Genomic DNA, 25439 nt, shown 5'->3' on the forward strand with positions numbered 1-25439 from the left:
ATACTAAGTTAGCTCTCAAGAACACCTAATTTTTATTAATTATAGAGAACATAGAGAAGCAGTAAATATAGCTTGAGGTTTTCACTTTTTCACTAGAAAATAAGTGGTAGCATATTCAGGTAGTTGTCTAATATTTTGCCCAAAATCTTTTTGATTCCGAAAAATACCTGCTAAAAAATCGAGTTGATAAAGATTGGGTAAAAATGCTCCACCTGTATCTGCAATAATTCCCATTTGCAGATGTTTACGTCCAGCTTTTGTATGTTCAATAATAACTACTCTACCTAAACCGATATTTAGAACATCTCCAGCAAAAGTTACTCCTGGTTTGATAGAAATTTTTGCATCTATCTTGTAACCGTAGCCTTTGATAGCATCAACCTTTTTAAAATACCAATAACGCTTTTGGGCTGTTGCTTTTAATCCCCGAACGTAAGACATTCCATTGTTTTTATCTACATTAAAAAATGCCTTAGAACCATCTGTAAAATTAACTAGTACAGTTCCCTGCATTAGCGCTTCTTCTAGTCCAGTACGGGTCAAATAAGCTAGAGGTTCAACTTTTCCAAATTCTTTTCCGCCTGGTTCATAAATACCAGATAAAACATCCTGTTTTGTGTATTTAGTATAAAAGTTATTGTTACTATTTTGTTTTAAGCTATAAATTGGTGTGTTGTAAGTAGAAGTCTTTTTGCGAGAACCTGTATGAGTAAAGACAGCATATTTTGTAATTCTTAATTGCTTTTGACTGCGAGCTTTTGGATTATAGGCAGACCATTTGATAACTCGAAAATGCGTATTAATAAAATTAGGGTTTTGTAAACGAGTTGTTCGTTTATTAGCAATATCCTCCCTTAAGACCGTAATCATGAAATTTAAGGTCTTAAGAATATCTTGGACAGTAACTCCCTTAGTACTCAAAAGCCCTGGACGGAGAATATCTGGGTCTGCTGAAGCGTGGTCTTGGTAATATTTTCTAGTATTGATGAGAACAGTTAATAAATCTGTTTGATTAAAGTTAACTTTAGTTGTTGGCAGTTTTATTTGAGATAAAATCTGATTGCCATTAACACTAAATTTATATTTTTTCCACTCATCAATTACCGGATATGGTGTAGATGCTGATACCGAATATTTCTCAGATGAAGGTGTGCCTTGCTGGCTTATAGTCTCATCAGATTTTGGCTGAGCAATAAATGAATTATGAAAATGTGTAGATACACGAGCAGTTTGACTTGAGGCAAGGGAAATTTGTGATTGAGGTGGGATAGAATTTTCCTGTTGAGTAAAGGATAAATTCTGTGCGGTTTGATGTTGTTGGGCTAGCTGTTTATTTTTTGACTGAGTATATAGAAGGCTAGCTAAACTAATGAATGATAAGGCGGCAACACCTACAATGAGACGGAGTTTTTGACTAAATAGGTTACTCATAAGTTGGAAAATAAATTATTGATACATAATAATTGTAGTGACCCAAGATCAATATATTAATTTGCTAATGTATTAACCCTGAATACAATGGGGGCATCATTCTTGCTCTAGTTATAAAGGGATCAGCTTAACAGTGTATTATACCGCTGCACCTCTAATCACTAAATATCTATAAGAAGTCTAGGTTGTCAAGTTAGAAAGTATTTGTCGTTTTTGACTATAGCCTGTCAGCAATAGCAGAGCTACAAAGTTTTTGATTAAATCTTTCTGGGAGTTTCACAAAATAAATAACGTAATATTTTGATTTTTTTATCAATGCGTAAATGTTACATAAATAGAATCAAATGATACTGTAAACGATCGCACTTCGGACTTTAATCACAAATAATCTTAAAAAAATGTAAAAAACTATGTTAAGTATCCCTGTTAGTCTAAATTTACCTCGTGTTCCCCACTTAGTGACTTCCTTACCTGGGCCTCGTGCTTTAGCTATTGTAGAACGCGATCGCGCTGTAACTTCTCCTTCATACACCCGCGATTATCCCCTAGTCGTGGCTCGTGGTCAGGGCTGTATGGTGGAAGACGTAGATGGTAATGTGTTCCTGGATATGACCGCAGGTATTGCCGTCACCGCTACCGGACACGCTCACCCAGAAGTTGTTAGGGCAATTCAAGAACAGTCGGCGCGTCTATTGCACATGTCGGGGACAGATTTTTATTATGAGCCGATGGTGGAACTAGCCGAACAATTAGCTATTCGCGCTCCCTTTCCCAATCCTCAAAATGTTAAAACTGCGTATCCAGCAAGGGTATTTTTCACCAATTCCGGGGCAGAGTCTAATGAAGGTGCAATCAAACTAGCTCGATATTACACCAAGCGATCGCTAATTGTGGCATTCTTGGGAGCATTCCACGGACGCACATACGGTGCAATGTCCCTCACAGGTTCCAAAGCAGTACAGCGAGCCAATTTTGGCCCTTTAGTTCCAGGGGTAACTCATATCCCCTACGGGACTCACGCTAGCTTGGATTATTTAGAAAAACAGCTATTTGCAACAATTTTACCACCGCAAGAAGTAGCGGCGATCGTTGTCGAACCGATTCAAGGAGAGGGAGGTTACATTGTTCCAGAAGATGGCTTCTTGCAACGAATTCGGGAAATGTGCGATCGCTATGGCATTCTGATGGTAGTTGATGAAGTGCAATCGGGGATGGGGCGTACTGGTCGCCTATTTGCGATCGAGCATTGGGGCGTAATGCCGGATATCATTACCACAGCTAAAGGTATCGCCAGTGGTCTGCCTTTGGGTGCGATTCTTGCCAGACCTGAATTAATGACTTGGCCCCCCGGTTCTCACGCTACCACATTCGGCGGTAATCCCGTGGCTTGTGCCGCTGGTATTGCCACTTTGCAACTACTGGAAAGCAATTTGATGGCAAACGCTTCCCAGATGGGAGAATTATTACAAGCTGGTCTTACCCGATTACATGAAAGATTTTCTAGAATGTCCTTGCCAAGAGGTAAGGGTTTGATGGTAGCTGTGGATTTATTAGATGAAGAAGGTAATCTTGATCATAAGTTGCGCGATCGCATTATCCAAGAAGCTTTCTTGCGGGGTTTATTATTGCTAGGTTGCGGTAAAGCAGCAATTCGTTTTTGCCCGCCTCTAGTTATTGACAGTCACCAAATTCAGATAGCCCTTCAGATTATCAGCGAAATATTAAGTTCTAGGACTTACGCACTGAAGCCTGAAACCCTGATCCCCCCTAACCCCCCTTTTTAAGGGGGGAACGTCTAAAGCCCCCTTTCTAAGGGGGTTGGGGGATCTGAGTGCGTAAGTTCTGGTTCCTAAGAGATGAAGCAGAGAGGCAGTGAATCAAAAATCTGCTTTCATCCTAATGATCACTTACTTAGTGTCTTGGTGTCTCTGTGGTGACAAAAATTAATTCGTTAACCACAAAGACACAAAGACACAGAGGAAACTGAATGTTTAAGTTACACCTTGATAGGGCTATCCCTAACTCCTATCTTATGAAACCTGAAATTGCGCTTCATCTATATTCATTACTTTGGCAAGAATACAGCGCCAGAGTCAGTCATGCGCGTACCTACCAGCAAATGATTACTGCTGCGGGTGGGACTGTCGCCAATGACCACATCGCCTTTCGGTCTTTACGTTTATTAGTAGATAGCCCACAGGGTCAAGTTAACTTGGGAATTGATTACCTTGGACAACTTGCCGAAGCTTTGGGTTACGTGGTGGCTGGGGAGTATACTTTTGCTCAAACCCATCTTTACGCTCGACATTATCGCCATCCTCAGCAAGAAGAATTTGACTTACCCAAGCTATTTATCAGCGAATTGATTGTTGATGAATTGCCTGCTGATATTGCTCAACTCATTGCTCAAACGGTATCCTCATTTTCAAGCCAACCTGAAATTATCTCTGTTTTACAATCGCAGGGGAACTGTGAAAGTATTGCCCAACAACTCCAGAAAATCTTTACTCGTCCTTGGCTACCTCCCCAGCGTTCAGTTGTAGAGGAAGTGAATCAGGTTACTCAGTATGGTGCTTGGGTGTTGCTGCATGGCTACGCAGTCAACCACTTCACAGGTTACGTCAACCGCCAAAATACAGCAGCATATCCAGATATAGATACTACAGCCCGCGGTTTGGCTAATCTGGGTGTACCCATGAAAGCAGAGATAGAGGGAAATATTGCTTGTGGTTTGCGTCAAACAGCAACTCAAGCAGTAACAGAGATGGTAACTGTGCTAGATAATATTAGTGGTGCAGAAATTCAGATTCCCTGGACTTACGCTTATTACGAAATTGCCCAGCGCTACCCAGTGGAAATAGAACCGGGAAAGCAAGTACTTTTCGATGCTTTTTTAGGAAGTAATGCCCAACAATTATTTGAAATGACTCGTCTGTCTAAGTAGCAAAGAGTTGTTAGCAAGAAAATAGCCTTTCGTGTTCCGAACTCGGAGTTTCGTGTTCCGAACTCGGAGTTTCGTGTTCCGAACTCGGAGTTTCGTGTTCCGAACTCGGAGTTTCGTGTTCCGAACTCGGTCTTTCGTGTTCCGAATTCGGAGTTTCGTGTTCCGAACTCGGAGTTTCGTGTTCCGAACTCGGAGTTTCGTGTTCCGAACTCGGTCTTTCGTGTTCCGAACTCGGCCTTTCGTGTTCTGAACTCGGAGTTTCGTGTTCCGAACTCGGAGTTCCATAGACCTAACTTGAAAATAGAGGCTGAAACAACGCAGAATCGTAACAACATCATTTTCATTGTTCCTTGTGAGCGCAGCTTATGGAGTCTCTTGCATAAATTCTTAAAATATCATCTTAAGCAAAGCGAAACATCTCTGAGATTCCGACTTTTGTTAAGAAGTTGGGAATTTTATTGTTCACAACCAGGAAAGCAGAAGCTTTGTAATGCTTTTTAAGGTAGTAATGCCCAGCAATTATTTGAAATGATATTATGTCCGAATACGGTTCAGTTAACGGTAGCCGTCACGCATAAGGATGCCGATCGCATGATTGCTAAACCTAAAATTTTTATTGATGGGGAATCGGGAACCACAGGCTTACAGATTCACTCGCGCCTCAAACAACGGGATGATATTGAGTTAGTTAGTATTGAAGCATCTAAGCGTAAAAATGCAGCTGAGCGATCGCAATTAATTAATGCTGTTGATGTTGTCATTCTTTGCTTACCTGATGACGCCGCCCGCGAAGCTGTTAGCTTGGTTAGCAATTCTACGGTTAAAATCCTCGATGCTAGTAGTGCTCATCGAACAACTAAGGGCTGGGTATATGGCTTCCCGGAACTAAATCCGGGACAACGAGACAAAATCGCCAGCGCTCAGTTCGTCAGCAATCCAGGTTGTTATCCTACTGGATTTCTAGCCTGTGTCTTGCCGTTAATCGCCAAGGGACTCCTTCCTAACGACTTGCCAATCACCATTAATGCAGTGTCCGGTTACTCTGGTGGCGGCAAAAATCTTATCCAAAAGTACCATGCTTTCCACGAGCAGCAACCTGGAGCAACCTCGCTTTATCCCTATGGCATCTATGGCTTGCAATTTGGACATAAGCACGTCAAGGAAATGCATCAGTACTCTGGGTTAGCATCACCGCCGCTATTCGTACCCGCAGTAGGGGATTTTGAGCAAGGAATGTTAGTACAAGTGCCCTTACCGCTGTGGAATTTGAAGAATCCCCCATCAGGTGAGATGATTTATGAGGCGATCGCTGACTACTATCAAGGTGAAAAATTCGTACAGGTTGCTCCATTCCAAGATTCTAGTCTGCTGCGCGATGGAATGTTTTTAGACGCAACAGCAATGAATGGCACTAATATTGTTCAAGTTTTCGTATTCGCCAATGACGCAACCCAAGAAGCGCTGTTAGTTGCTCGCCTCGATAACTTAGGCAAAGGCGCATCGGGAGCCGCCATCCAAAACCTCAACATCATGCTGGGTTTTCCAGAAGAATTGGGATTGTGATGTTGAAGAAACTAGAAGCATAACAATAGACTTCTTACAGAAGCCGGGAAAAAGTGAAGAGGTAAGGGTGAAAAGAATGAAATTTCCTTTCCCCTTTCCTCTTTCCCCTTTACCTCACCGCATATTACTAAGATTCGCTAGACTGCAACTTCTCTAGTTGTGCCAGTACCTCTGCGCTGTGAATGGTTGGGTTGACTTTGACAAAAGTCTCGCGCAAGATGCCTTGAGGGTCAATAATAAAGCTGTGGCGCATAGATACAAAGCCGATCCAAGAACCATAAGCTTTACTCACTGAACCATCAGTATCAGCTAACAAAGGGAATTTTAGTCCCTCTGAATCACAAAATTTAGCGTGTGAATCAATGTCATCAGCACTAACGCCAATAATCTGAGCTTTCTTTTCTAGGTATTTTGGTAAGTCTTGCTGAAAACGACGAGCTTCTATAGTGCAACCAGAAGTGAAGTCTTTAGGATAAAAGTAGAGCACTACCCATTGACCGCGCAAGTCAGAGAGAGAAATTTTGCCATCACCTGTGTTGGTTGGTAAAGTAAACTCTGGCGCAGGTTGATTAATTGTAGGGAGTTTGCCACCTAAAGCATCAGCAGCAGGCGTAAAATTCAACCAACTGATGACAGCAAAACAGCTGGCAAATAATGTGCTTAAAAAAGTGCGACGAGAAATCATGGTGCAGACCAGAATCACAACTTGATAAAAGTTTACAATTCTTGGTAGCTGCTATTCTGACTCTGTATGAGATTCGATAGGGGTGTCTGTGCTTTCTATGTATTGACTATCTAATAGAAAAGCTCCCTTAGCAAAGCGGATACCCCAATACCCACCCGGACGACGATCAAGAACTATACCTTCTTCGCCAATGTGAATTACATCGGGAGGACGCAACATGGGCATGGGATCTGCTGTTTTGACGTAGGGTGGTAGTGCCACAACACGGACTTTACTGCCAATAGCGAATTCTTTGGACATTTTGAAACAGTTAGGAGTTTTGATTAACTCATAACTCATAACTCCTAACTTTTACTAGGGGTTTGTCCAATTTTCTATTTTGATGTAGGAAAGAGGGAAAAGGAGAGAGGAAAAAATTTCTTCCCCTCTCCCCATCTTCTGCAAGAAGTCTATACCTTGACTGTGGAAAATGATGCTTGCACCTCAGTCAAGGGTAAGTGCCAAAGTAACTCAGGTTGCCAGGTATCTGGGTTGAAGAGAGAGTGACGACCGAGTTGATATGCTTGCCAAAGTCTAGGCCAGCTAAACTTTTGTTGATAATTCAAGTTTTTATGGATGACTCGCAACAGTCCTAGCCCCAACATTAAGTTAGTGAGTCTAAACTTTGCCCCTAACAAAAATGCTTGGATTTCCGCTTCACCAATGGGGTCTGTACCATAACCTGTGAGGAGATGAACCCCATCATGGAGTTGTTTGCGACGACTACCTGTGGTGAAGGGTTTTAAGTTATGTTCATCAAGAAAATCTGCCCAACTTCTACCAAAAGTACCAGTAGGAAGCGATCGCAATTTTTCTACATACACAATTTGAGCAACATTTAATCCCTGTGCCTCAGCCATGCGATCAAGTAAATATAAAACTCGTTGCAGGTGAGGAGTGGGATTCGCGGAAGTAGTCAAGGGTTGCACCATAATTTATCTTGAGATGAGATGGGCAATATTGCCCACCCCAGTATTAACTCTTTTTAAAAGATTCGGGATTATTGGGAATTGCGTTGTTGCCAACGCTGTCTTCTGCTCTCCTGTAACTGCTTGAGTTTAGCCTGCTGTTCAGGAGTCAGCACTGCTTGCATCTGTTGTTTTGACGATTCCCAAACTTGTCGCATTTGAGTTTTTTGTTGTTCAGTGAGATTCAACTCAGCAAATTTATTCCTTGAACGTTGACCTGCTTGTCGTTGACCTTGACCGGCTTGGCGCTGAGCCTGACGCTCTTGTTTTGCAGCTTCCAATTGTGCTTTTTGCTCTGGAGTAAGAATACCTTCAATTTGGGCGCGAGTATTCTGGCGAATTGTCTGGATTTGATTTTTTTGTGCATCTGTTAGTCCCAGTTCTTGCCAAGCGCCTTTTTTGGGGACTTGTGCAAGTAGCAGAGGTGAAGAGGAGGTTGGTTCTGCTTGAACAGCAAAGGGAATTGTAGTTAAAGTTAAAGCGATCACACCAGCTACCAGTGATAATGTCTTGAGTTTCATTTCTTAATCTCGCGCTTTTTTTCCTGCTTGGATGTCACCATCATAGAAACTTATCTCCAGTAACCACATGAGAAGAAAGTCACGGTTACACCCATGACTTTAGTCATGATTGAATACTGGCGAATGTGACTGGCGATTATATATAAATTACAGTAAATATATAAATAAAAGCAGATATATTTACCTTATTGCATTTAAATTGCACCAGAATACTAAATAATAACAACTGTATTAATAAGCTCAAATTCCACATCTGAAATCCTATGAGCCGTCTCATTAAAATTAAGAATCATCCTTTTCCATCTCTACTTTATTTAGAATGGATACTACTAGCAATCACTGCATTAACAGCCTTTTTACCATCTCCATCACCGCGATTTCGTCCTAAGCCTCCAGAAATATCAATTTGTGGTGCATTTCCAGAGTTGTCAATTTGTAGTATATCGCCAGAACTATCAATTTTTAGCCTAGCTGTTTTTGCATTAATGGGCTTATTTTTGCCAAAAAAGAACAATATAACTAAGGTAATTTACACAGTTATTGAAATTTTATTGATTTTAATAACTGGGCTTTTTGGTGGGAGGTTTGCTCGTCTTTTTCCTTTTCTTTACATCATCCTAGTTACTCGTAGTTGTCTAATTTTTCAATTACCCGGGCGTTTATTTGTTACAAGTTTATCATTTACCTTATTTCTACTTACAACACAACTAAAATATCAATTATTTAGCTTTCAAGCATCAGCACAAGCCCAAGAACGCTTTCGGTTTTTTAGCTTGAGTTGGTCATTAGTATTTGGCTTAAGTTTAGTTTTTGTGTTGTTGATGATGAATGCTGTATTATCGGAAAGAAAAAGTCGAGAAAAGCTAGCTGTTGCTAACGAAAAACTTCGTCAATATGCTATGCGAATTGAAAATCAGGCTACCTTAGAAGAACGTAACCGAATTGCTCGTGAAATTCATGATTCTTTAGGGCATTCTTTGACTGCTTTAAATCTCCAATTAGAAACCGCTTTAAAACTGTGGCAATCTAATCCAACTAAGGCTCAAACGTTTCTAGCAAGAGCAAAGGAATTAGGTTCTAACGCGCTAAAAGATGTTCGCCAATCTGTTTCAACAATGCGTTCTAATCCTCTGTCAGAGCAATCTTTAGAACGGGCGATCGCAATTCTTTCAGAAGATTTTCACCGCTCCAACGGGATTTTACCAATTTGTCAAAACAACCTTGAATATTCTCTACCCCCTGAAATAAATACTGCTATTTACCGCATTATCCAGGAATCATTGACAAATATTTCTAGATATGCTGTCGCTACTGAAGTTAAATTAAAAATAACTACAATAAAAGGAAGTTTACGGTTAACGATTCAAGATAATGGTAGAGGTTTTGATTTAAAGCAAAATACCACTGGTTATGGACTTCAAAGTATGCGCGATCGCACTTTAGCACTTGGAGGTGAGTTTAATATTAACAGCGCTCCTGGTTCTGGTTGCAAAATTACAGTTAATATTCCCTTACCAAGGTTAACAGCATGATTAAAGTGTTGCTTGTAGATGACCAAAATTTAATTCGTCAGGGATTAAAAGCATTATTAGAACTAGAATCAGATTTAGAATTAGTGGGAGAAGCAGAAAATGGCGAACAGGCGATTAATTTGGTCGCAAAATTACATCCAGATGTAGTCTTGATGGATATTAGAATGCCAATTATGGATGGAGTTGCAGCCACACGAGAAATTCAAAAACGTTATGCTGGAATTAAAGTTTTAGTGCTAACAACTTTTGATGATGATGAATATGTGACAGCAGCTTTGCAAAATGGGGCAATGGGTTATTTACTTAAAGATACACCCTCAGAAGAACTAGCTGTTGCGATTCGCGCCGTTCACAAAGGATACACTCAACTAGGCCCAGGAATAGTTAAAAAATTATTGACTCAATTTTCTAGCATCGCGCCAATCCAATCCCCGCTTGCACCACCTAGTTTAGCTGAACTTACTCCCAGAGAAAAAGAGGTTTTGCGGTTAATTGCTACAGGTGCTAGTAATCGAGAAATTGCTCAGGAACTCTACATTTCTGAGGGGACAGTAAAAAATCATGTTACGAATATTTTAAACAGATTAGATTTGCGCGATCGCACTCAAGCTGCTATTTTCGCCAATACATTTTTGTCCTATTTGAATCAACCAGACTAAATAATTCAAAATTGTGGTTTTACATCCAAATTATCTACTAAATAAAATTTAGACATAGTACCCCCCTAAAATGTTTGTAATAATTCACCACAAATAACTAATGACAAACTTTACGAAAAATATCATAATTCAAACAAGATTACAATATCTTATTTAAATAACTCCAAACACTCATTTTTTAAAACTCCTTTGATTACCTGAATTTCTCTAAATGACTGAGCGATAATCTCCTCACAAGAAATATTAATTTGCGACTGATTGACTGAAATTAAATCTTGAATTGAAGCACCATATACAATTTCTGAAACACCTGTCCAAACACAAGCAGTTGCACACATTGGGCAAGGTTCACCAGTTGTATATATGCTATAACCTTCTAAAGAAGGGTTTTTTAATTTAGCTGTTAAACTGCGAATGACATTAATTTCTGCATGAGCCGATGGATCGCTATCTCTACTTACAGTATTATGAGCTACGGCAACAACTTCGTTATCTTTAACAATCACTGCACCGTAAGGCGCATCGCCTTTTTTTGCTTCTGCCAGTGCTAAGCGCATAAAATATTCCTGGTTCATATTAGCGGGAGTTAAGAAAGATACTGGTTAATAATATCGTATTGCTAATGAAATTTATACGATGCCTTCTAATTTATTGTGAATAAATATGTTATTGAGCAGAAAACAAACAGAATTTTATTTAACAGACTTGGAAACGCCAATAGGTAGGGTTATTAACTTAACTCTTGCTAGTTTTGTTCTGTTATCATCAGTAATTTTTGTTGCAGAAACTTATAAAATTCCTGATTTTGTTCGTTTCCAGTTGAATGTAGCAGATATTGCGATCGTCATAATTTTCGCAGTGGAATATATACTTCGTCTGTGGAGTGCAGAAAATAAAATTAAGTATATTTTTAGTTTTTACTCGATTATTGACTTAATAGCGATTTTGCCATTTTTTCTGGGAGCAGTAGATATTAGCTTTATTCGTCTACTGCGATGGTTTCGGATTTTGCGGTTAATCAGGTTTATCGATAGAAAATTCTTATTCGCTAGTATCAGCACCGAAGATGGTGTGATTTTTGCACGAATATTATTTACATTATTTGCAATTATTTTTATTTACTCTGGATTAATTTATCAAGTAGAGCATCCAGTTAATCCTCAAAATTACGGTACATTTTTGGATGCGTTTTATTTCTCAGTTGTCACAATGACAACTGTAGGATTTGGTGACGTTGTTCCAATTTCAGAATTAGGTCGTTTGCTCACAGTATTGATGATTTTGACAGGAATTGCACTGATTCCTTGGCAAGTAGGGGATTTAATTAAGCGATTGGTGAAAACTGCTAATCAGGTAGAAACAGTTTGTTTGAGTTGTGGTTTGGCTTTCCACGATGTAGATGCTGGTTTTTGTAAAAGGTGTGGGACTAAGTTGCCTAATTAATTGAGGAACTATGTGAGGCAAACTAAAAAAACTGAATGTTCTAGGAAAACGCTGCACGCTGCAAATCTTAGAGGATGTTTTAAAAGCAGCTTTTAGGGTAGGCATTACAATGCCCACCCTACTGTGGCTTATTCATATAAAACCCGCTGTAAAAAACTCAAAAGGTTATTTCACTTAACCGTTTGTCTTGATGGTTCGCTGTTTATAGCGAAGTATACTGAGCATAACAATTAGCAATATAAAAGCTTTGATCATTGATGGCTCTACCACCTTCTTCACTTCCGGTTGGGATGGTGGAACAACGGGGTTACATGGAACTTCAATAACCTGGTTATTACTAGAACCATTGCCACCGGGAGTAGGAACGCACACATTTGGGTTAGGGACAGGCGGAGGTATATCCGTTACAGGGATAGATGGAGGTATATCCGCTACGGGAATAGACGGAGGTACATCCGCCACGGGAACCGAGGGCTGACCGGATGAGCTGTCTCCACCAGACAATAGAAGAAAAAGTAAAGGGACACCTAAGAGTAGAGGCCAGACTGGAAAGGATTCAGAACTACCAGCGACTAAGACATCTCCTAAAGAGCTAGGAGCGGCAATATCGAGGCCGATCGCCTCTCCTTCTAATGCTAATGGATTAGCGCCCAGCAAGGTATCTCCTGGAATATCTTCGCCAGCAAGCTGGCTCAACGCCTGCGGAATTCCATTATTCGGGCGTCCGAGTTCTCCACCATCTTCAGAATATGGATAAGAGAGTAGTTCAAAAATCCTTGTTTGGAGTTGGTTTTTATCTCCAGAATTCAGCGCATCTAAGCCTCTAGAGAGGTTATTTAAATAAAACTTTGTCATATCTGGCGGCAGATTCAGAGATTGAATCTGTTGCTCAACGTTAGGAAGTTTTGAGGCTTCCTCATAAAGCAAACGTCCATAGGATAATTTTAAGTTCAGCAATCCATTACGGAGGCTGAGGGAGTCACCTACTCCCGAATATGGTGTCCAATAAAAATTTTTAGTTACAAGTCCAAGTCCTTCTACTGGAGTGCGTCCAAAATTTTGCCCCATGACGTACTCATATCCGTCCATAATTGCAGGAGAATCTTGTCTCCAAAATGAGGCATAGGGCGCTTGAGAGACATTGGGATTGTTACCATAAAAGCCAGCGAAATTCTGGAAATTTTGTGTGCCGCCAGCCGCTCGCACTAGCAAGTCTTGATAACTAGGGCCGCCATTTAACTCAAGTAATTGCTGGATTACCGATCCGGTTTTGTTGCAGCTCAGACCAAATCCTACATCACATGCAGGAATAACTCGCATCTGGTTGAGATTTTGATTATTGATCTGGTATTGAAGATACTCTGACTCCAGTCCTCGTTGGATACCATAGCGCCCAACATTTAGCTGTGCGGAAGCAGACTCGCATACAGTTAGTAATACTGCAAAAGATGAGACGATGGTCACAAAGCGAACTGCCTTCGGCATTACAATCTTTTGGAAGGTTGACTTTGACAATATCCATCTCCAGCAAACGACAGAAGAAGCTTGTTTGGGCATCATGATTAGTCTTTGATTAAGTTTTAAAGTCTTTTTTCAAGTTAGTAAGAAGTTGATTTAGAAGCTCAGGTTTTACTCTTAGGCAAGTAGATATTAACAGTGATTGCAGTACCTTTAAGACTTCCTGATGAGAGTGTATGATATAAAACTAATCCACGGTTTGGTTGGTCAAAAAGAAAGCCGCGACGCGTAGGTTTTATATTTCCTTGCTCTACTAAGGAAATGAAAGCTTGTAGATACCTACGTATACCTTGACGATTCTCTTGGCTTGCATTCATATGACGCTCGATCAGCATCATAAATAAGTCCAAGCTACGGTTATCTTGTCCCTCAATCAGACTACCCTCGTCTAAAAAAGAACTTCCTATAAGCCTTCCATTCATCTCTTGAACTTTGAAGAGAGTAAAGTAACGCCCTTCTTTCTTCGGATCGTTTGCATAACAGACCCAAGAACCTTCTTGATTTTGTGTAAAACCTTGCTCAGCTAGGTAGGAAAGCAAAGAATTACTTGATTTGCTTGGTAGTGGAGGTAATAAATCCTCAACTGGATCTAAAGAGCAAATCCTTTGAGTTGTTCTCTGTTGAGGAATAATAGGAGTTGTCTGTGCGTTAGCGATCGCGGAGCCTTCTATAGGAAAATTCACGGTAGAAGGTACCGCCGCCATAAAAAATGTAGATACTGGAAGAATAAATGCTCTAAACAAACGAACAATGATACTCATCTTTTTTCCTTATACTCTTGCTGATGTTGTCAGTAATCAAGTTTTTACTAAATAAATGTTGATATGTTAAATAGTTAGGCACTAAACATAATATTTTTAAGTCTCTATCCTGTGGTTGAAAGTTGATGAATTTGTGTCACGCAGAGGAGGATACTTCCATGCGGATGGAGGCGTAAAGGGCGAACAGAGAGTTTCCCCCGTTGTTCGCGCAGCGTCTTTGTCATTATAGGAAAGTGTCCGTCGCACAAAGACACAGAGAAAATAAGGAGTTTTAGATTTCAAGACATAAAATTTCATCCCTTGATTCAGCAACACCCGATTTTTATTAGATGCATCTTCTTTGAGAATTGGTATGACGCTTATTCATGCTTAAACACTTAGATTATAGGGCAACACTTATACAAGTCAATCACAAATTAAATGCGTAATAGCTTAATGCAAAAATTCAAGTATTTTTGAAAGCAAAAATCTAGCTTTTCGGTATCTTTGATATATCAAAAGCAAAGTAACATTCTGTCAAAATCATCTTATTTGTCCTTGCTTATTTGCAATTTAAGACAAGGATTTCTGGTTTACCTTATTGATTGGCATTATTTCTAAATAAGGGCTTTATTCCTAATTTAGGGATTACCAAAAAATAAATCATCCAATCTTAATTTGTAGGGTGCGTTGTAGTCATAAGCACTATCTTGACTAATCTGTCACGGTGCGTTAACTAGAGGCATAACATACCCTACAAGTTGGATATTTTTTTAATTGGAAGTTCCTTAGTAAATCGTTATATAACCATACTTGAAACAAAGGAATACCAATAGTTTCGACAGGACTCTTTGTGTTGCAAGTTGGTGATCTTGTTGATTTCCCTAAGTGGGTTGAATAATTTTTTGTTTTTTGGAGATTGCACACCTAACTAACCCTTTCAGCACGTTTGCTATTTGATGTATAAAAGACATCTTTACTTAGTGGAATGATTCTACCACTAGGTAGAAGCACGAAACAATTGTATGGACAGTTATAAAAGTTGAACACTGTGAATCGTCAATACCTCTCATACAAAAATATAGAGCAACTAGCTAAAACTAACTAACAAATAAAGTTAATTTGTTTACGCATTACCGTGATTTTAAAACCTCATATATTCATCATATATTTATCTCCTAACTGAGTATTCATGTTTAACTATTACTTAATGCTTAGCCATATTTACTTAGTATAAGGACACAAAAGAAGAAAAGAATAGAAGTATTTAAAGCTATTCTCAGCATGGATTTGAGGTTAAATTGACACGTATGTAGTATTTGTGCTCCTTGTGATCTATTGAATTGAAAACTGCTGTAAGACTAAAAGCGTAGACACATAGTGGCTTATCGTTAGACATCGCATCAAATAAAGCCATAGTTAAATTTACAGTATAAACTTTAACATATATTAATCTGTTGTCACTACATACCCTATAAGTGTTTGCTTTATTTTTTCTACATGATTTCTTTAGTCTAACTTTATAAAGTCAGACTAAATTTCCTGGTGAGTTGCGAATTTAGGTAAAAGCGATGTCTATGACAAAAACTTAGTCATGCATAACACCTCGGTCAAAGTCAGAGTATGTATAGCGATTCTCATTTGAATGAGGTACATGGGTAGAGAGATAGTAATGCTATGTTTTGAGCATATTTGCTATGTCTAAAATTTTAGCTAGTAATCTTTTTTGATTAAGATTAAGATACGATTTCAGCAGCTTTCTAAGCATTAGTAATATGAATGTGGAATTTTTGCACAAGATGCCTCTGATGCCTCTGATATTACTCTGGCTAGCTTACGCTTTGTTAGGCTGGGATCTTGCTGCTCATCACATTATTTGGCTGGCGGGAGCTTTTGTAGCCGCTGTTGCTATAGCTATAGTGCGAAAGAGTCTTTCTTGGTTAGAGTATTTGGTTGCATTTGGGTCTAGAGCCTTAGTAATCATTTTATTTTTAAGTGCATCAATTGCTTTAGTTGCAACTTGGTCACTAATATTTAGCCTCTTTCTTATACCCATAGCAACTACATTATTAGCTGATTTAGAAATGCGCTTTGCTGGCTTCAATAAACTAGATTCTTTTTGGGTTTTAACAGTCTTAGCAGGATTGGGTTTGATTATGGGTGAAATAGTTGATATTTTACTTTTACCCAGCAGCAGATACTAATCTAAATTCAACTTCAGGTTACTCAATATGGCAGTGGAGGAGATAATTTTGAGTCAGATTAAATATTCTTCCTACTTATTCTATTATTTGATAGCGGACGATTTTTCTGATATTGTCAATTGACATTCCTAACTTTTGGGCGATCGCTATCTCTATCTGACTTATATCTGTGGTGGAAAATTGAAATTTTGATTTTTTTAGTGAGGCATTTATTGGTTGAACGAAAACTTTAGTAACTCCAGCCTTCCTATTAACTTCAGCTTGAATGAACAGCACATGCATTGAAAGATAGAATTCTGGTTCAATATCTGCCTGAAGCTTATTCACTGTACTGTAAGGTCGGCTCAACACCTTTTCTGTCAAATGGTTACCGCCAAACCAAAAAGCAACACCTAAAATAGGAAGAGGAAGCCAAAATTCTAACCCTATAAAATGCAATAATTTCAAACATTTATGTGAGGACATAGAGACTGAAAAATTAAAAATTCACAATATAAAAATTAAATTATGGGAAGTATCCGGGTAATTAATACTATTAAATGCTTAAAACGTTATGGTAACGTTAACTAGTAATGGATCTGCTTGAGAGCTAGATTATCTATTACCAGTTATGGATTTTCTATTTGTTGAAAATCCCACTGTTGGAAGACGCATTATTGAGTCAGATATTCTACCCTAAATCTTAGAAAAATAAAAACAAGCTAATAATGCGAATACTTCTGGTAGAAGACGATCAGGCACAATTAGAACCTCTGCAAACAGCATTGTTGCAAGCTGGACATATTGTAGACGGTATAGAAGATGGGGTGATCGCTCAGTGGGTTATCTCTCAAAGGGACTATGACCTATTAATTTTGGACTGGTTGTTACCGGAAATTAGCGGCTTGGATTTGTGTCGTCAATATCGGCAAGCTGGTAAAAAAGCACCTATATTGATGCTGACAGCAAAAGATACCACTCTTGATAAAGTTATAGGATTAGATGCTGGAGCGGATGATTATCTAGTTAAACCTACGGATGTGTTTGAGCTATTGGCAAGAGTGCGAGCATTAGGCAGGCGATCGCCTCAGTGGCAAGGTGAAACCCTCCAGCTTGCTGACTTGCAATTGCACATTTCTACCCTAACAGTAGAACGAGGACAGGAGATTGTCGAATTATCTGCGCGTGAGTTTCAATTACTAGAGTACCTGATGCGTCACCCACGTCAGCTTTTAAGTCGTGACCAAATAGAACAGGCATTGTGGCAATGGGGAAATGAACCAGAGAGTAATGCAATAACAACCCTAGTACGTCGTCTACGGCAACGGTTACAGTTAGTAAGTGCAGCAGACTGGATTGAAACTATCTACGGTATGGGCTATCGAATTAGTCCTAAGAATTAATTTTTTATTATTAATTTTGCATTTTTCATGTTCAACCGTAGCCGTCGCAACTTGGCTTGTTGGTTTACCCTCTCAATGGGTAGTATTCTGGTAGTTTTTGCTGGGATACTCTATTACCAAGAAGCGATCGAGCAGCTAGAGGTTATAGATTTACTACTTTATAAAAAAGCTAGAGTAATTGCCGGAAATGTGCAGTATAAAATGCATCAAGGTCAAATGCGCGTATTTCTTAGAAACGTGCCACTTTTAGGAAGCAACCCACCACCGCCAGATAGTGAAATTATTTATGCTCGTTGGTACGATGCAAAAGGCAAACTAAAACAATTTTTTGGTGTACCTCCACAAGAACATTTAAGTAAGATGTTTGAATTTCAAACGATTAAGACCACCAATTACTTGAGTTTCTCATCATCACCTGTTATTTGGCTGCGTCAAATCACTCTTCCGGTTCAGTATAAAGGTCATTTAATCGGCTATTTGCAAATGGCAATGCCGATGACTCGCGCCCAAGAGTCTCTGAGCAAGTTTCTGCTATTGTTGGTGTTGACAGTGTTAATGGCTTTGGGAGTGACAAGTCTCACAGGTTGGTTCTTGGGAGGACTGGCCATGCAGCCAATCCGCTACAGCTACGAACAACTCCAGCGCTTCACCGCTAATGCTTCTCATGAATTACGCGCGCCTTTAGCGGCCATACTCAGTAATGCTCAGGTTGGATTGTTAGCAAACATTGACGATGCCGATAGCAAACATCTGCGTTTAGAAAAGATTGCAGAAGTTGCCAAGTCAATGAATACTTTGATTGGGAATTTGTTATTTTTAGCGCGTCAGGTGGGACGTTTAGCGCCTGAATCTCTACATGAAACTGACCTAAACGATTTGCTGCGGGAACTCATAGGCTCACAAACTACTCGAATTGCTGCTCAGCATTTGGATTTCAAGAGTGATTTACCAGAACAGCCAATTGTGCTCAAAGTAGACTCAGAACTGCTTTATCAGGCAGTTCTGAATCTTCTTAGCAATGCCTGTAAGTACACTCCAGCAGGCGGTTTAGTGAATTTGCGCTTGTTTACAGAGTACCATCGGGTAGTTATTCAAGTTGAAGACAATGGTATTGGCATCCCTGCGGCAGATTTACCCCACATCTTTGAGCGGTTCTATCGGGTGGATAAGCAGCGGACGCGTGCGGCTGGTGGCTTTGGTCTAGGATTGGCGATCGCTCAACAAATCATTGAAGCACATGGCGGACATCTGAGCGTTAAGAGCGAACTGAGGCAAGGTTCTCTGTTTCAGATTGAGTTGCCATTAAATTAACAAATAGTAGTATTAATCGAATTGTCCTCTTGTTTTTGTTAAGCCAAGTTTGATTCCAAATAATAAATCTACTAAATGGTGGATTTAAAATCAGGCATAAGATAGAAGACAAAAATATTTTACAAGATTATGTGTCAGATTATTTTAATTTTGAATACTTGAATGTCATTTTCACGTCACATTTATATTCAAGAATAAAGATATAGATAAAACTTAGTACTCCCACCTCAAGCCTCAAGTAAATAGATTACTGCTCTCTCAAATCTATTGCTTATAAACCACGTTCCAAAAACTTGTACCAACTTTCAGTTGTTGACCAATGCTTCACAAGGATTATTCATGATTATTTCTTTCCTCAAGAGAAGTTTTTATCTACTTGGTCTTACGACTGCAATAGTTGGTTTGAGTGCATTCCCCGCTACTGCTGAAACATTAACTAGGCTACATACACCTGTTAAATGATTAACATAGTCCCCAACCCAAAAAGTAGTGCTGAGTAGCGAGTTCCAAAGTCCGAATTTTACAGAGGAGTAGTTTTCTAATGAAACAAAGCCAAGAGTTCCCACTCAACACTCAAAAGTCAAAACTAGTGAGGAGCCAATGTGGGTAGACGTAAAGACCACAGTTTACTTGATCAAACAGTGACAACGGAAGCTGCAGCGCCTAAACCATCACTGACTTTACCAGACGCGATCGCGCTGATTGTCGGTATTGTCATCGGGGCGGGGATTTTTCAAACCCCTGCACTGGTGGCGGCTCAAGCAGGTAGTGATATTGCTGTACTGCTTTTCTGGCTACTCGGCGGTGTAGTCTCTCTCGTGGGAGCCTTGTGCTACGCAGAATTGGCGACGGCTTATCCCAATGTTGGAGGTGTTTACTATTACTTGAAGCGGGCTTTTGGCAGGGGAGTCGCCTTTTTGTTTGCCTGGGCGCGGATGACAGTTATTCAAACTGGTTCCATTGCTCTATTGGCATTTGTCTTTGGTGACTACGCCTCTCAAATATTGCGACTGGGTACGTTTTCATCTTCTGTTTATGCAGCCATAGCGATCGCTCTTTTAACTGCTCTAAATATCATCGGTTTGCAGCAGGGTAAGTGGACACAAAACTTGCTAAGTGCAGCGAAAGTCCTGGGTTTGTTGCTGGTAGTAATTATTGGGCTGATGGCTGTCCCTAATTCTGCCCCCCTTGTAGAATCTGCATCATCAGGAGCTTGGGGACTGGCGATGGTGTTTGTACTGCTATCTTACGGTGGCTGGAACGAGGCCGCTTATATCTCAGCAGAAATCCAGAATAAACAGCGTAACATCGTGCGATCGCTACTCTGGAGTATTGGCATAATCACCGCCATTTACCTGCTGATCAATCTAGCTTACCTACGGGGACTAGGATTAGCAAATATGGCCCAGTCAGAAGCGGTAGCCGCAGATTTAATGCGATCGCTTTGGGGCGCACCTGGAGCTTTGTTCATTAGCGTACTGATTGCAGTTGCTACCTTAGGAGCAACCAACGCCACGATTTTTACTGGAGCGCGTACTAATTACGCTCTAGGACAGGATTTCTCACTATTCGGTTTTATGGGACGCTGGCAACAACGCCCCAGCACTCCTACCTATGCCTTACTGTTGCAAGCAGCGATCGCCTTATTACTGGTTTTTTTAGGCACTTTTACCCGTAAAGGCTTTGAAACGATGGTGGATTACACCGCCCCCGTGTTTTGGTTCTTCTTCTTGCTTTCGGGCATATCGCTGCTGGTATTACGAAAGCGTGAACCCCACATACTACGACCATTTCGTGTGCCATTTTATCCTTTCACTCCATTACTATTTTGTGCCGTCTGCGGCTACTTGCTTTACTCCAGCTTGGTTTATACCGGCGTTGGGGCAGTTGTCGGGGTTGTAGTTGTAGCCGCAGGTATCCCAATGCTGCTTTGGAATAACTATCGCCAAGGTAGGGCGTGAGATGAGGGGAGTGGGAGCAGGGGGAGCAGGGGCAAAGGGGAAAATAAAAGAATTTCTTCCCAATCCCCAGTCTTCAATCCCCAGTCCCTTGACCATTAACAAAGACAAAGGAGAAAATTCATGGGCTTCAAAAAAATTCTGTTTTTATTGGCTACAACAGCTAGCATTACCAGCTTAGGAATTGCGGGATGTACAACACAACAGCGCGACTTTGAAGCAGGGGCGCAAGTACCTACTTCGACAACGGCTCCGACGACTGAAACACCAGCTTCCACAACTCAACCTCAAGAACGCCCTGGCGATGTTCCCTATGTACCAACACCCCAGCCAGTTGTAGATGCAATGTTGAAAGTGGCAAAAGTGGGCAAAAATGATGTGCTTTATGACCTTGGTAGTGGTGATGGGCGCATTGTGGTTACAGCCGCGCAAAAGTTTGGTACACGCGGAACGGGTATAGATATTAACCCCGAACGCATTCAAGAAGCTAACGAAAATGCCAAGCAAGCAGGAGTAACCGATCGCGTGCGGTTTGTTCAACAAGACTTGTTCAACACTGATTTTAGTGATGCAACGGTAGTCACACTCTACCTATTGCCTGATGTTAACCTCAAACTTCGCCCCAAGTTATTGAAAGAACTCAAACCCGGTACTCGGATTGTCTCCCACGCTTTTGATATGGGTGATTGGAAACCACAGCAGACATTGAACGTAGAAGGAAAAACCATTTACTACTGGGTGGTTCCCGAAAAGGTGCCAGCGAATTTGCAATAGGGGCTAACACCAAGTTGCATTCAGTCCTAATAGTCTGTAGTAATTTTGAGAGATTCGTAGTAAGCACTAAAGTGCTTAAAAAATCCACGACTAAAGTCCTTACTACAAACAGACCACTCGTTCAAAGCGAAGCTTGAATGCAACTGCGTATAAGCAATTTAAAATCACTAAAGTTCTGAGCGTTGAAAGTTAGCGCTCAGAATTTTCTTTAAAGTAATACAAATGCAATCATGACAAACTCTTAGCTTGTAACTGAATGCAAGTTAAAGCACAGACAGACGAGGGAAGAAATATGATAGGATTAAATGGCAAAAACGCCTTAATTACAGGCGCAACGTCAGGTATTGGTCAGGCGATCGCTGTGAGACTTGCCCAAGAGGGGTGCAACATCGCTATTAATTACCGCAAAGACCCCGAAGGCGGGGTTGATACGGAAGAAATGGCAATGCAAAAAGCCTGCGGAAATATCGAAAATTGTGGTGTGAAGTCGTTTCTAGTCCAGGGAGATGTTTCCCAGGAGTCAGACATTATTGAAATGGTTAATGCCGTGGTTGAGGAATTTGGCAGTGTAGATATTCTCATCAACAATGCTGGTATTCAAACAGAATCTTCATCTCACGAAGTTACCACGGCAGACTTTGATCGGGTGATTGCGGTAAATCTCCGGGGTGCTTATCTTTGCGCCCGTGAAACTATTAAACACCTCCTGTCCCAAAATCGTCCGGGGATAATCATCAATGTTTCCAGCGTCCACGAAATTATTCCTCGACCGATGTATATCAGCTATTCAATTAGCAAAGGCGGTATGGAAAACCTGACCAAAAGCCTGGCGTTGGAATATGCTAACCGGGGTATTCGTGTAAACGCCATTGGGCCCGGGGCCACAATTACGCCGATTAATCAAGACTGGACAGATAACCCCGAAAAAAAGGCGATCGTGGAAAGCCACATTCCAATGGGGCGTGCAGGCACTTCCGAAGAAATGGCAGCAGTAGTAGCTTTTTTAGCTTCGGATGAAGCCGCTTACATCACTGGACAAACCTTGTTTGTAGACGGTGGACTAACTCTTTATGCTGACTTCCGAGAAGCCTGGTCAGCTTGAGAGTTTGGCTGGCGTGCTTTCCACAATTGAATCGAGACTAGTAGTGGAATTAAACGCTTTATGACTCGCGCGATCAACAAGAACAATTTACTAGAAACACAAGCCTGGAAACTCCTAGAAAACTCCATAATTTATTACCACGGAAAACCCATTGGTACTGTAGCCGCCCACGATCCGGAGTCAAATGCACTCAATTATGACCAGTGCTTTCTCCGCGATTTTGTGCCTTCTGCCTTAGTGTTTCTCATGCATGGCAAAACAGAGATTGTTCGCAACTTTTTAATAGAAACACTGAAGCTACAAAGTCATGAAAAGCAGATAGACTGCTTTGAACCGGGAGCAGGGTTGATGCCTGCGAGTTTTAAAGTAGTATGCAGTGGGAATGAGGAATTTTTAATCGCTGATTTTGGTGAACAGGCGATCGCTCGTGTTCCTCCAGTTGATTCTTGTATGTGGTGGATTCTGCTGCTACGGGCTTATGAAAAAGCGACAGGTGATTTAGCTTTAGCGCGTCAGCCAAACTTTCAAGAAGGAATCAAGCTAATTCTAGATCTTTGCTTGGTACATCGGTTTTCCATGTACCCCACGATGTTAGTTCCCGATGGCGCGTTTATGATTGACCGTCGGATGGGAGTCTACGAACATCCTCTAGAAATTCAAGTATTATTCTATGCGTCTCTGAGGGCTGCTAGTGAATTACTTTTACCAGATGGAAATGGCGATCGCTATCTTCGCAACGTTGCTCAGCGATTGGGAACTTTAAAATATCACATCCGTAACTATTACTGGCTAGACCTAAAGCGATTGCGAGAAATATATCGCTACAAAGGTGATGAGTTTGGTAAAGAAGTTGCCAACAAGTTTAATATCTACTCACAATCAATACCTGGTTGGTTAACCGAATGGTTACCCGAAAATGGAGGATATTTAGCAGGAAATCTAGGGCCGGGACGGATGGATTTTCGCTTTTTTGCCTTGGGGAATTTGATGGCAATCATATCTTCTTTAGCTAGCGAAGAAGAATCTCAAAGCATCATGAATTTGTTTGCTCAACGCTGGGAAGACTTGATTGGCTATATGCCTGTTAAAATCTGCTTTCCCGCTTTGGAAGGTTTAGAGTGGCAGATTGTCACAGGATGTGACCCTAAAAATATTCCTTGGTCTTATCATAATGGCGGTAACTGGCCTGTTTTACTTTGGTTATTTGCTGCGGCGGCACAGAAAACAGGTCGAATAGAACTTGCTCAAGAAGCGATCGCCATTGCTGAAAGCCGTTTATTTCAGGATCAATTTCCCGAATACTACGATGGTAATAATGGGCGGCTGATTGGTAAAGAAGCTCGGATTTATCAAACTTGGAGTATTGCTGGATTGCTAGCCGCAAAACAGTTACTAGCAAACCCTGATTCGTTGGAATTAATCAGTTTTGCCGAGGGTCTTGAAGGGCCGGGCTGTAGTATATAGGGATTAATTGTAATTAGGATACATAGTCCCGAATATGATTTGGCGATCGCATTAACGTGAGTCTCCAACGGAGGCGCACGTTAATTTGTATTCCACGGATTTGAAAATTGCTACGTGCAACGGCGAAAACAGAAATTGTTAGCGTTGCAGTGGGTATGGGAATACTGAATGAGGTAGGGGTAATGTTACTGAAACTCTCACAAGAGACAGAGTAACTTGATTAAACTTTTATAAGCATTTCAGGCTTAATACTGAACGATAAATTTTCAACTTAACGCTAGATTCATAAATATAGTATTTTGTCAAGACTTATTTAAATGCGTTTGCCCTAAAGCATCAATCATTGGGAAAACAACCTTGCTCAGCCTTTCAGGATCGCCTTGAAACTTTCACAGGAGATGCTGCGAAGAGTGGGCGATTTTTTAGATGCGATTCGATTGAACGCAGCAAATAACTTTTTTATAGGCATTTTCCAGATGAGAACTAGAGTGGCTACACAGGTGCAGATATACAATCAGATTGCGATCGCATTAGGCGGAATCGTCGCTTTAATCGGTTTGGTAGTAATGATCGCGTGGCATTTCCACCTGACTGCACTTGTGCAACTGCTACCTGGTGCTGCACCTATGCGTTATAATACCGCCCTTGCTTTTCTAGTCAGTGGGTTGGCATTAATGATGCTGGGATGCAAACAGCGAGAATTGGCAGGTGTGTTCAGCGTTATGGTTGCCGGATTGGGTTTGCTGATCCTAGCTCAGTATGCATTCACAGTTGATCTTGGTATTGATCAACTACTGATGCAGGATTATCTGACAAACACGCTCTATCCACCTGGAAGTAGTTCAGCCATCGCTATAGACAGCAATCAACAATGGTTTATCCTTATAAATCGCCCACAAGCGGGTCGTCCTGCACCGAATACAGCTCTTGGCTTTACTCTGGTCGGAATAGCATTGATGTTTATCAATGCAGCTCTAAGAAAAAACCGCCCCTCTCTGGCTGGTGCAATTTTAGCAGTTGGAGCGCTCGCCCTCAGCAGCGTTGCATTATTAGGTTACTTCAGTAGACCTCTTGCAAAAGTCCCATGAGGGTGGGACAAGTAGGTTAGAGCATTCTTGACATCTATGACGTACGAAAAGGTAAAAAACCTTAAGCCAGAAGAATTCAAACGCTTATGTGGTGTGCATCCGGAGACTTTTAG

The 25439-nt window shown here is 40.8% G+C and carries 23 protein-coding genes; 14 read left to right on the top strand and 9 right to left on the bottom strand.

Translation table 11 applies throughout. The features are described 5' to 3' along the window. Positions 1–81 precede the first annotated feature (81 nt). A complete protein-coding gene (locus tag HCR01_RS02480) occupies positions 82–1431 on the bottom strand; it encodes a hypothetical protein (protein ID WP_193194152.1) in 1350 nt (449 codons plus the stop codon). A 410-nt stretch (positions 1432–1841) separates the two neighbouring features. Between HCR01_RS02480 and HCR01_RS02485 the strand changes: the two genes are divergently transcribed. From HCR01_RS02485 to argC, 3 genes are all read left to right on the top strand, one after another. Beyond that, positions 1842–3215 carry an acetyl ornithine aminotransferase family protein gene (locus HCR01_RS02485; RefSeq protein ID WP_193194154.1) on the top strand — a complete coding sequence of 458 codons (1374 nt, stop codon included), beginning with the start codon at positions 1842–1844 and terminating at the stop codon, positions 3213–3215. A gap of 248 nt (positions 3216–3463) precedes the next feature. After that, positions 3464–4375: a DUF1338 domain-containing protein gene (locus HCR01_RS02490; protein ID WP_193194156.1), complete on the top strand. Its 912-nt coding sequence runs from the start codon at positions 3464–3466 to the stop codon at positions 4373–4375. A gap of 594 nt (positions 4376–4969) precedes the next feature. Beyond that, positions 4970–5938, top strand: a complete 969-nt coding sequence (gene argC / locus HCR01_RS02495) for an N-acetyl-gamma-glutamyl-phosphate reductase (RefSeq protein WP_193194260.1) — start codon at positions 4970–4972, stop codon at positions 5936–5938. 127 nt (positions 5939–6065) lie between these two features. Here argC and HCR01_RS02500 read toward each other — a convergent pair whose 3' ends face one another. The 4 genes from HCR01_RS02500 to HCR01_RS02515 form a co-directional block, all read right to left on the bottom strand. Next, positions 6066–6623 (bottom strand): peroxiredoxin, encoded by a 558-nt coding sequence (locus HCR01_RS02500; protein ID WP_193194158.1) that lies wholly within the window; start codon positions 6621–6623, stop codon positions 6066–6068. 51 nt (positions 6624–6674) lie between these two features. Beyond that, complete coding sequence (gene sipA / locus HCR01_RS02505) at positions 6675–6923, bottom strand: regulatory protein SipA (RefSeq protein ID WP_193194262.1); 249 nt, start codon at positions 6921–6923, stop codon at positions 6675–6677. 149 nt (positions 6924–7072) lie between these two features. Next, the gene (locus HCR01_RS02510) at positions 7073–7594 is read right to left on the bottom strand and encodes a Coq4 family protein (RefSeq protein WP_193194160.1); all 522 of its coding nucleotides are present in this window, start codon (positions 7592–7594) and stop codon (positions 7073–7075) included. Positions 7595–7662: 68 nt separating this feature from the next. Beyond that, a complete protein-coding gene (locus HCR01_RS02515) occupies positions 7663–8151 on the bottom strand; it encodes a Spy/CpxP family protein refolding chaperone (RefSeq protein ID WP_193194162.1) in 489 nt (162 codons plus the stop codon). Positions 8152–8414: 263 nt separating this feature from the next. Between HCR01_RS02515 and HCR01_RS02520 the strand changes: the two genes are divergently transcribed. After that, positions 8415–9683: a sensor histidine kinase gene (locus HCR01_RS02520; RefSeq protein WP_193194164.1), complete on the top strand. Its 1269-nt coding sequence runs from the start codon at positions 8415–8417 to the stop codon at positions 9681–9683. Beyond that, positions 9680–10342, top strand: coding sequence for a response regulator (locus HCR01_RS02525; protein WP_193194166.1), 663 nt, complete (start codon positions 9680–9682; stop codon positions 10340–10342). Before HCR01_RS02520 ends, HCR01_RS02525 begins: the two co-directional genes overlap by 4 nt. 149 nt (positions 10343–10491) lie before the next feature. Here HCR01_RS02525 and HCR01_RS02530 read toward each other — a convergent pair whose 3' ends face one another. Beyond that, positions 10492–10917, bottom strand: a complete 426-nt coding sequence (locus HCR01_RS02530; RefSeq protein WP_193194168.1) for a nucleoside deaminase — start codon at positions 10915–10917, stop codon at positions 10492–10494. Positions 10918–11005: 88 nt separating this feature from the next. Between HCR01_RS02530 and HCR01_RS02535 the strand changes: the two genes are divergently transcribed. Next, positions 11006–11785, top strand: coding sequence for an ion transporter (locus HCR01_RS02535; protein ID WP_193194170.1), 780 nt, complete (start codon positions 11006–11008; stop codon positions 11783–11785). Positions 11786–11959: 174 nt separating this feature from the next. On the opposite strand, the gene HCR01_RS02540 is transcribed toward HCR01_RS02535, so the two are convergent. Then, positions 11960–13345: a hypothetical protein gene (locus tag HCR01_RS02540; protein ID WP_226889047.1), complete on the bottom strand. Its 1386-nt coding sequence runs from the start codon at positions 13343–13345 to the stop codon at positions 11960–11962. 62 nt (positions 13346–13407) lie between these two features. After that, positions 13408–14064 (bottom strand): hypothetical protein, encoded by a 657-nt coding sequence (locus tag HCR01_RS02545; RefSeq protein ID WP_193194172.1) that lies wholly within the window; start codon positions 14062–14064, stop codon positions 13408–13410. Between the two features lie 1754 nt (positions 14065–15818). On the opposite strand from HCR01_RS02545, the gene HCR01_RS02550 reads away from it, so the two are divergent. Continuing rightward, the gene (locus tag HCR01_RS02550) at positions 15819–16247 is read left to right on the top strand and encodes a hypothetical protein (RefSeq protein ID WP_193194174.1); all 429 of its coding nucleotides are present in this window, start codon (positions 15819–15821) and stop codon (positions 16245–16247) included. 75 nt (positions 16248–16322) lie between these two features. Here the strand turns inward: HCR01_RS02550 and HCR01_RS02555 are convergent, their stop codons facing one another. Continuing rightward, a complete protein-coding gene (locus tag HCR01_RS02555) occupies positions 16323–16694 on the bottom strand; it encodes a hypothetical protein (RefSeq protein ID WP_226889049.1) in 372 nt (123 codons plus the stop codon). A 260-nt stretch (positions 16695–16954) separates the two neighbouring features. On the opposite strand from HCR01_RS02555, the gene rppA reads away from it, so the two are divergent. The 7 genes from rppA (at position 16955) to HCR01_RS02590 (ending at position 25326) form a co-directional block, all read left to right on the top strand. Continuing rightward, complete coding sequence (gene rppA / locus HCR01_RS02560) at positions 16955–17629, top strand: two-component system response regulator RppA (protein ID WP_193194178.1); 675 nt, start codon at positions 16955–16957, stop codon at positions 17627–17629. A gap of 27 nt (positions 17630–17656) precedes the next feature. After that, positions 17657–18940: a sensor histidine kinase gene (locus tag HCR01_RS02565; RefSeq protein ID WP_193194180.1), complete on the top strand. Its 1284-nt coding sequence runs from the start codon at positions 17657–17659 to the stop codon at positions 18938–18940. Positions 18941–19581: 641 nt separating this feature from the next. Continuing rightward, complete coding sequence (locus tag HCR01_RS02570) at positions 19582–20901, top strand: APC family permease (RefSeq protein ID WP_413773912.1); 1320 nt, start codon at positions 19582–19584, stop codon at positions 20899–20901. Between the two features lie 120 nt (positions 20902–21021). Beyond that, on the top strand, positions 21022–21672 hold the full coding sequence (locus HCR01_RS02575) for a class I SAM-dependent methyltransferase (protein WP_193194184.1): 651 nt from the start codon (positions 21022–21024) through the stop codon (positions 21670–21672). 292 nt (positions 21673–21964) lie between these two features. Beyond that, on the top strand, positions 21965–22774 hold the full coding sequence (locus tag HCR01_RS02580; RefSeq protein WP_193194186.1) for a glucose 1-dehydrogenase: 810 nt from the start codon (positions 21965–21967) through the stop codon (positions 22772–22774). A gap of 60 nt (positions 22775–22834) precedes the next feature. Next, positions 22835–24238 carry a glycoside hydrolase 100 family protein gene (locus HCR01_RS02585; RefSeq protein WP_193194189.1) on the top strand — a complete coding sequence of 468 codons (1404 nt, stop codon included), beginning with the start codon at positions 22835–22837 and terminating at the stop codon, positions 24236–24238. 380 nt (positions 24239–24618) lie between these two features. Next, complete coding sequence (locus HCR01_RS02590) at positions 24619–25326, top strand: hypothetical protein (protein WP_226889051.1); 708 nt, start codon at positions 24619–24621, stop codon at positions 25324–25326. Positions 25327–25439 lie beyond the last annotated feature (113 nt).

It is taken from the genome of Nostoc sp. MG11 (assembly GCF_014904695.1).
In the GTDB taxonomy this organism is placed as follows: Bacteria; Cyanobacteriota; Cyanobacteriia; order Cyanobacteriales; family Nostocaceae; genus Komarekiella.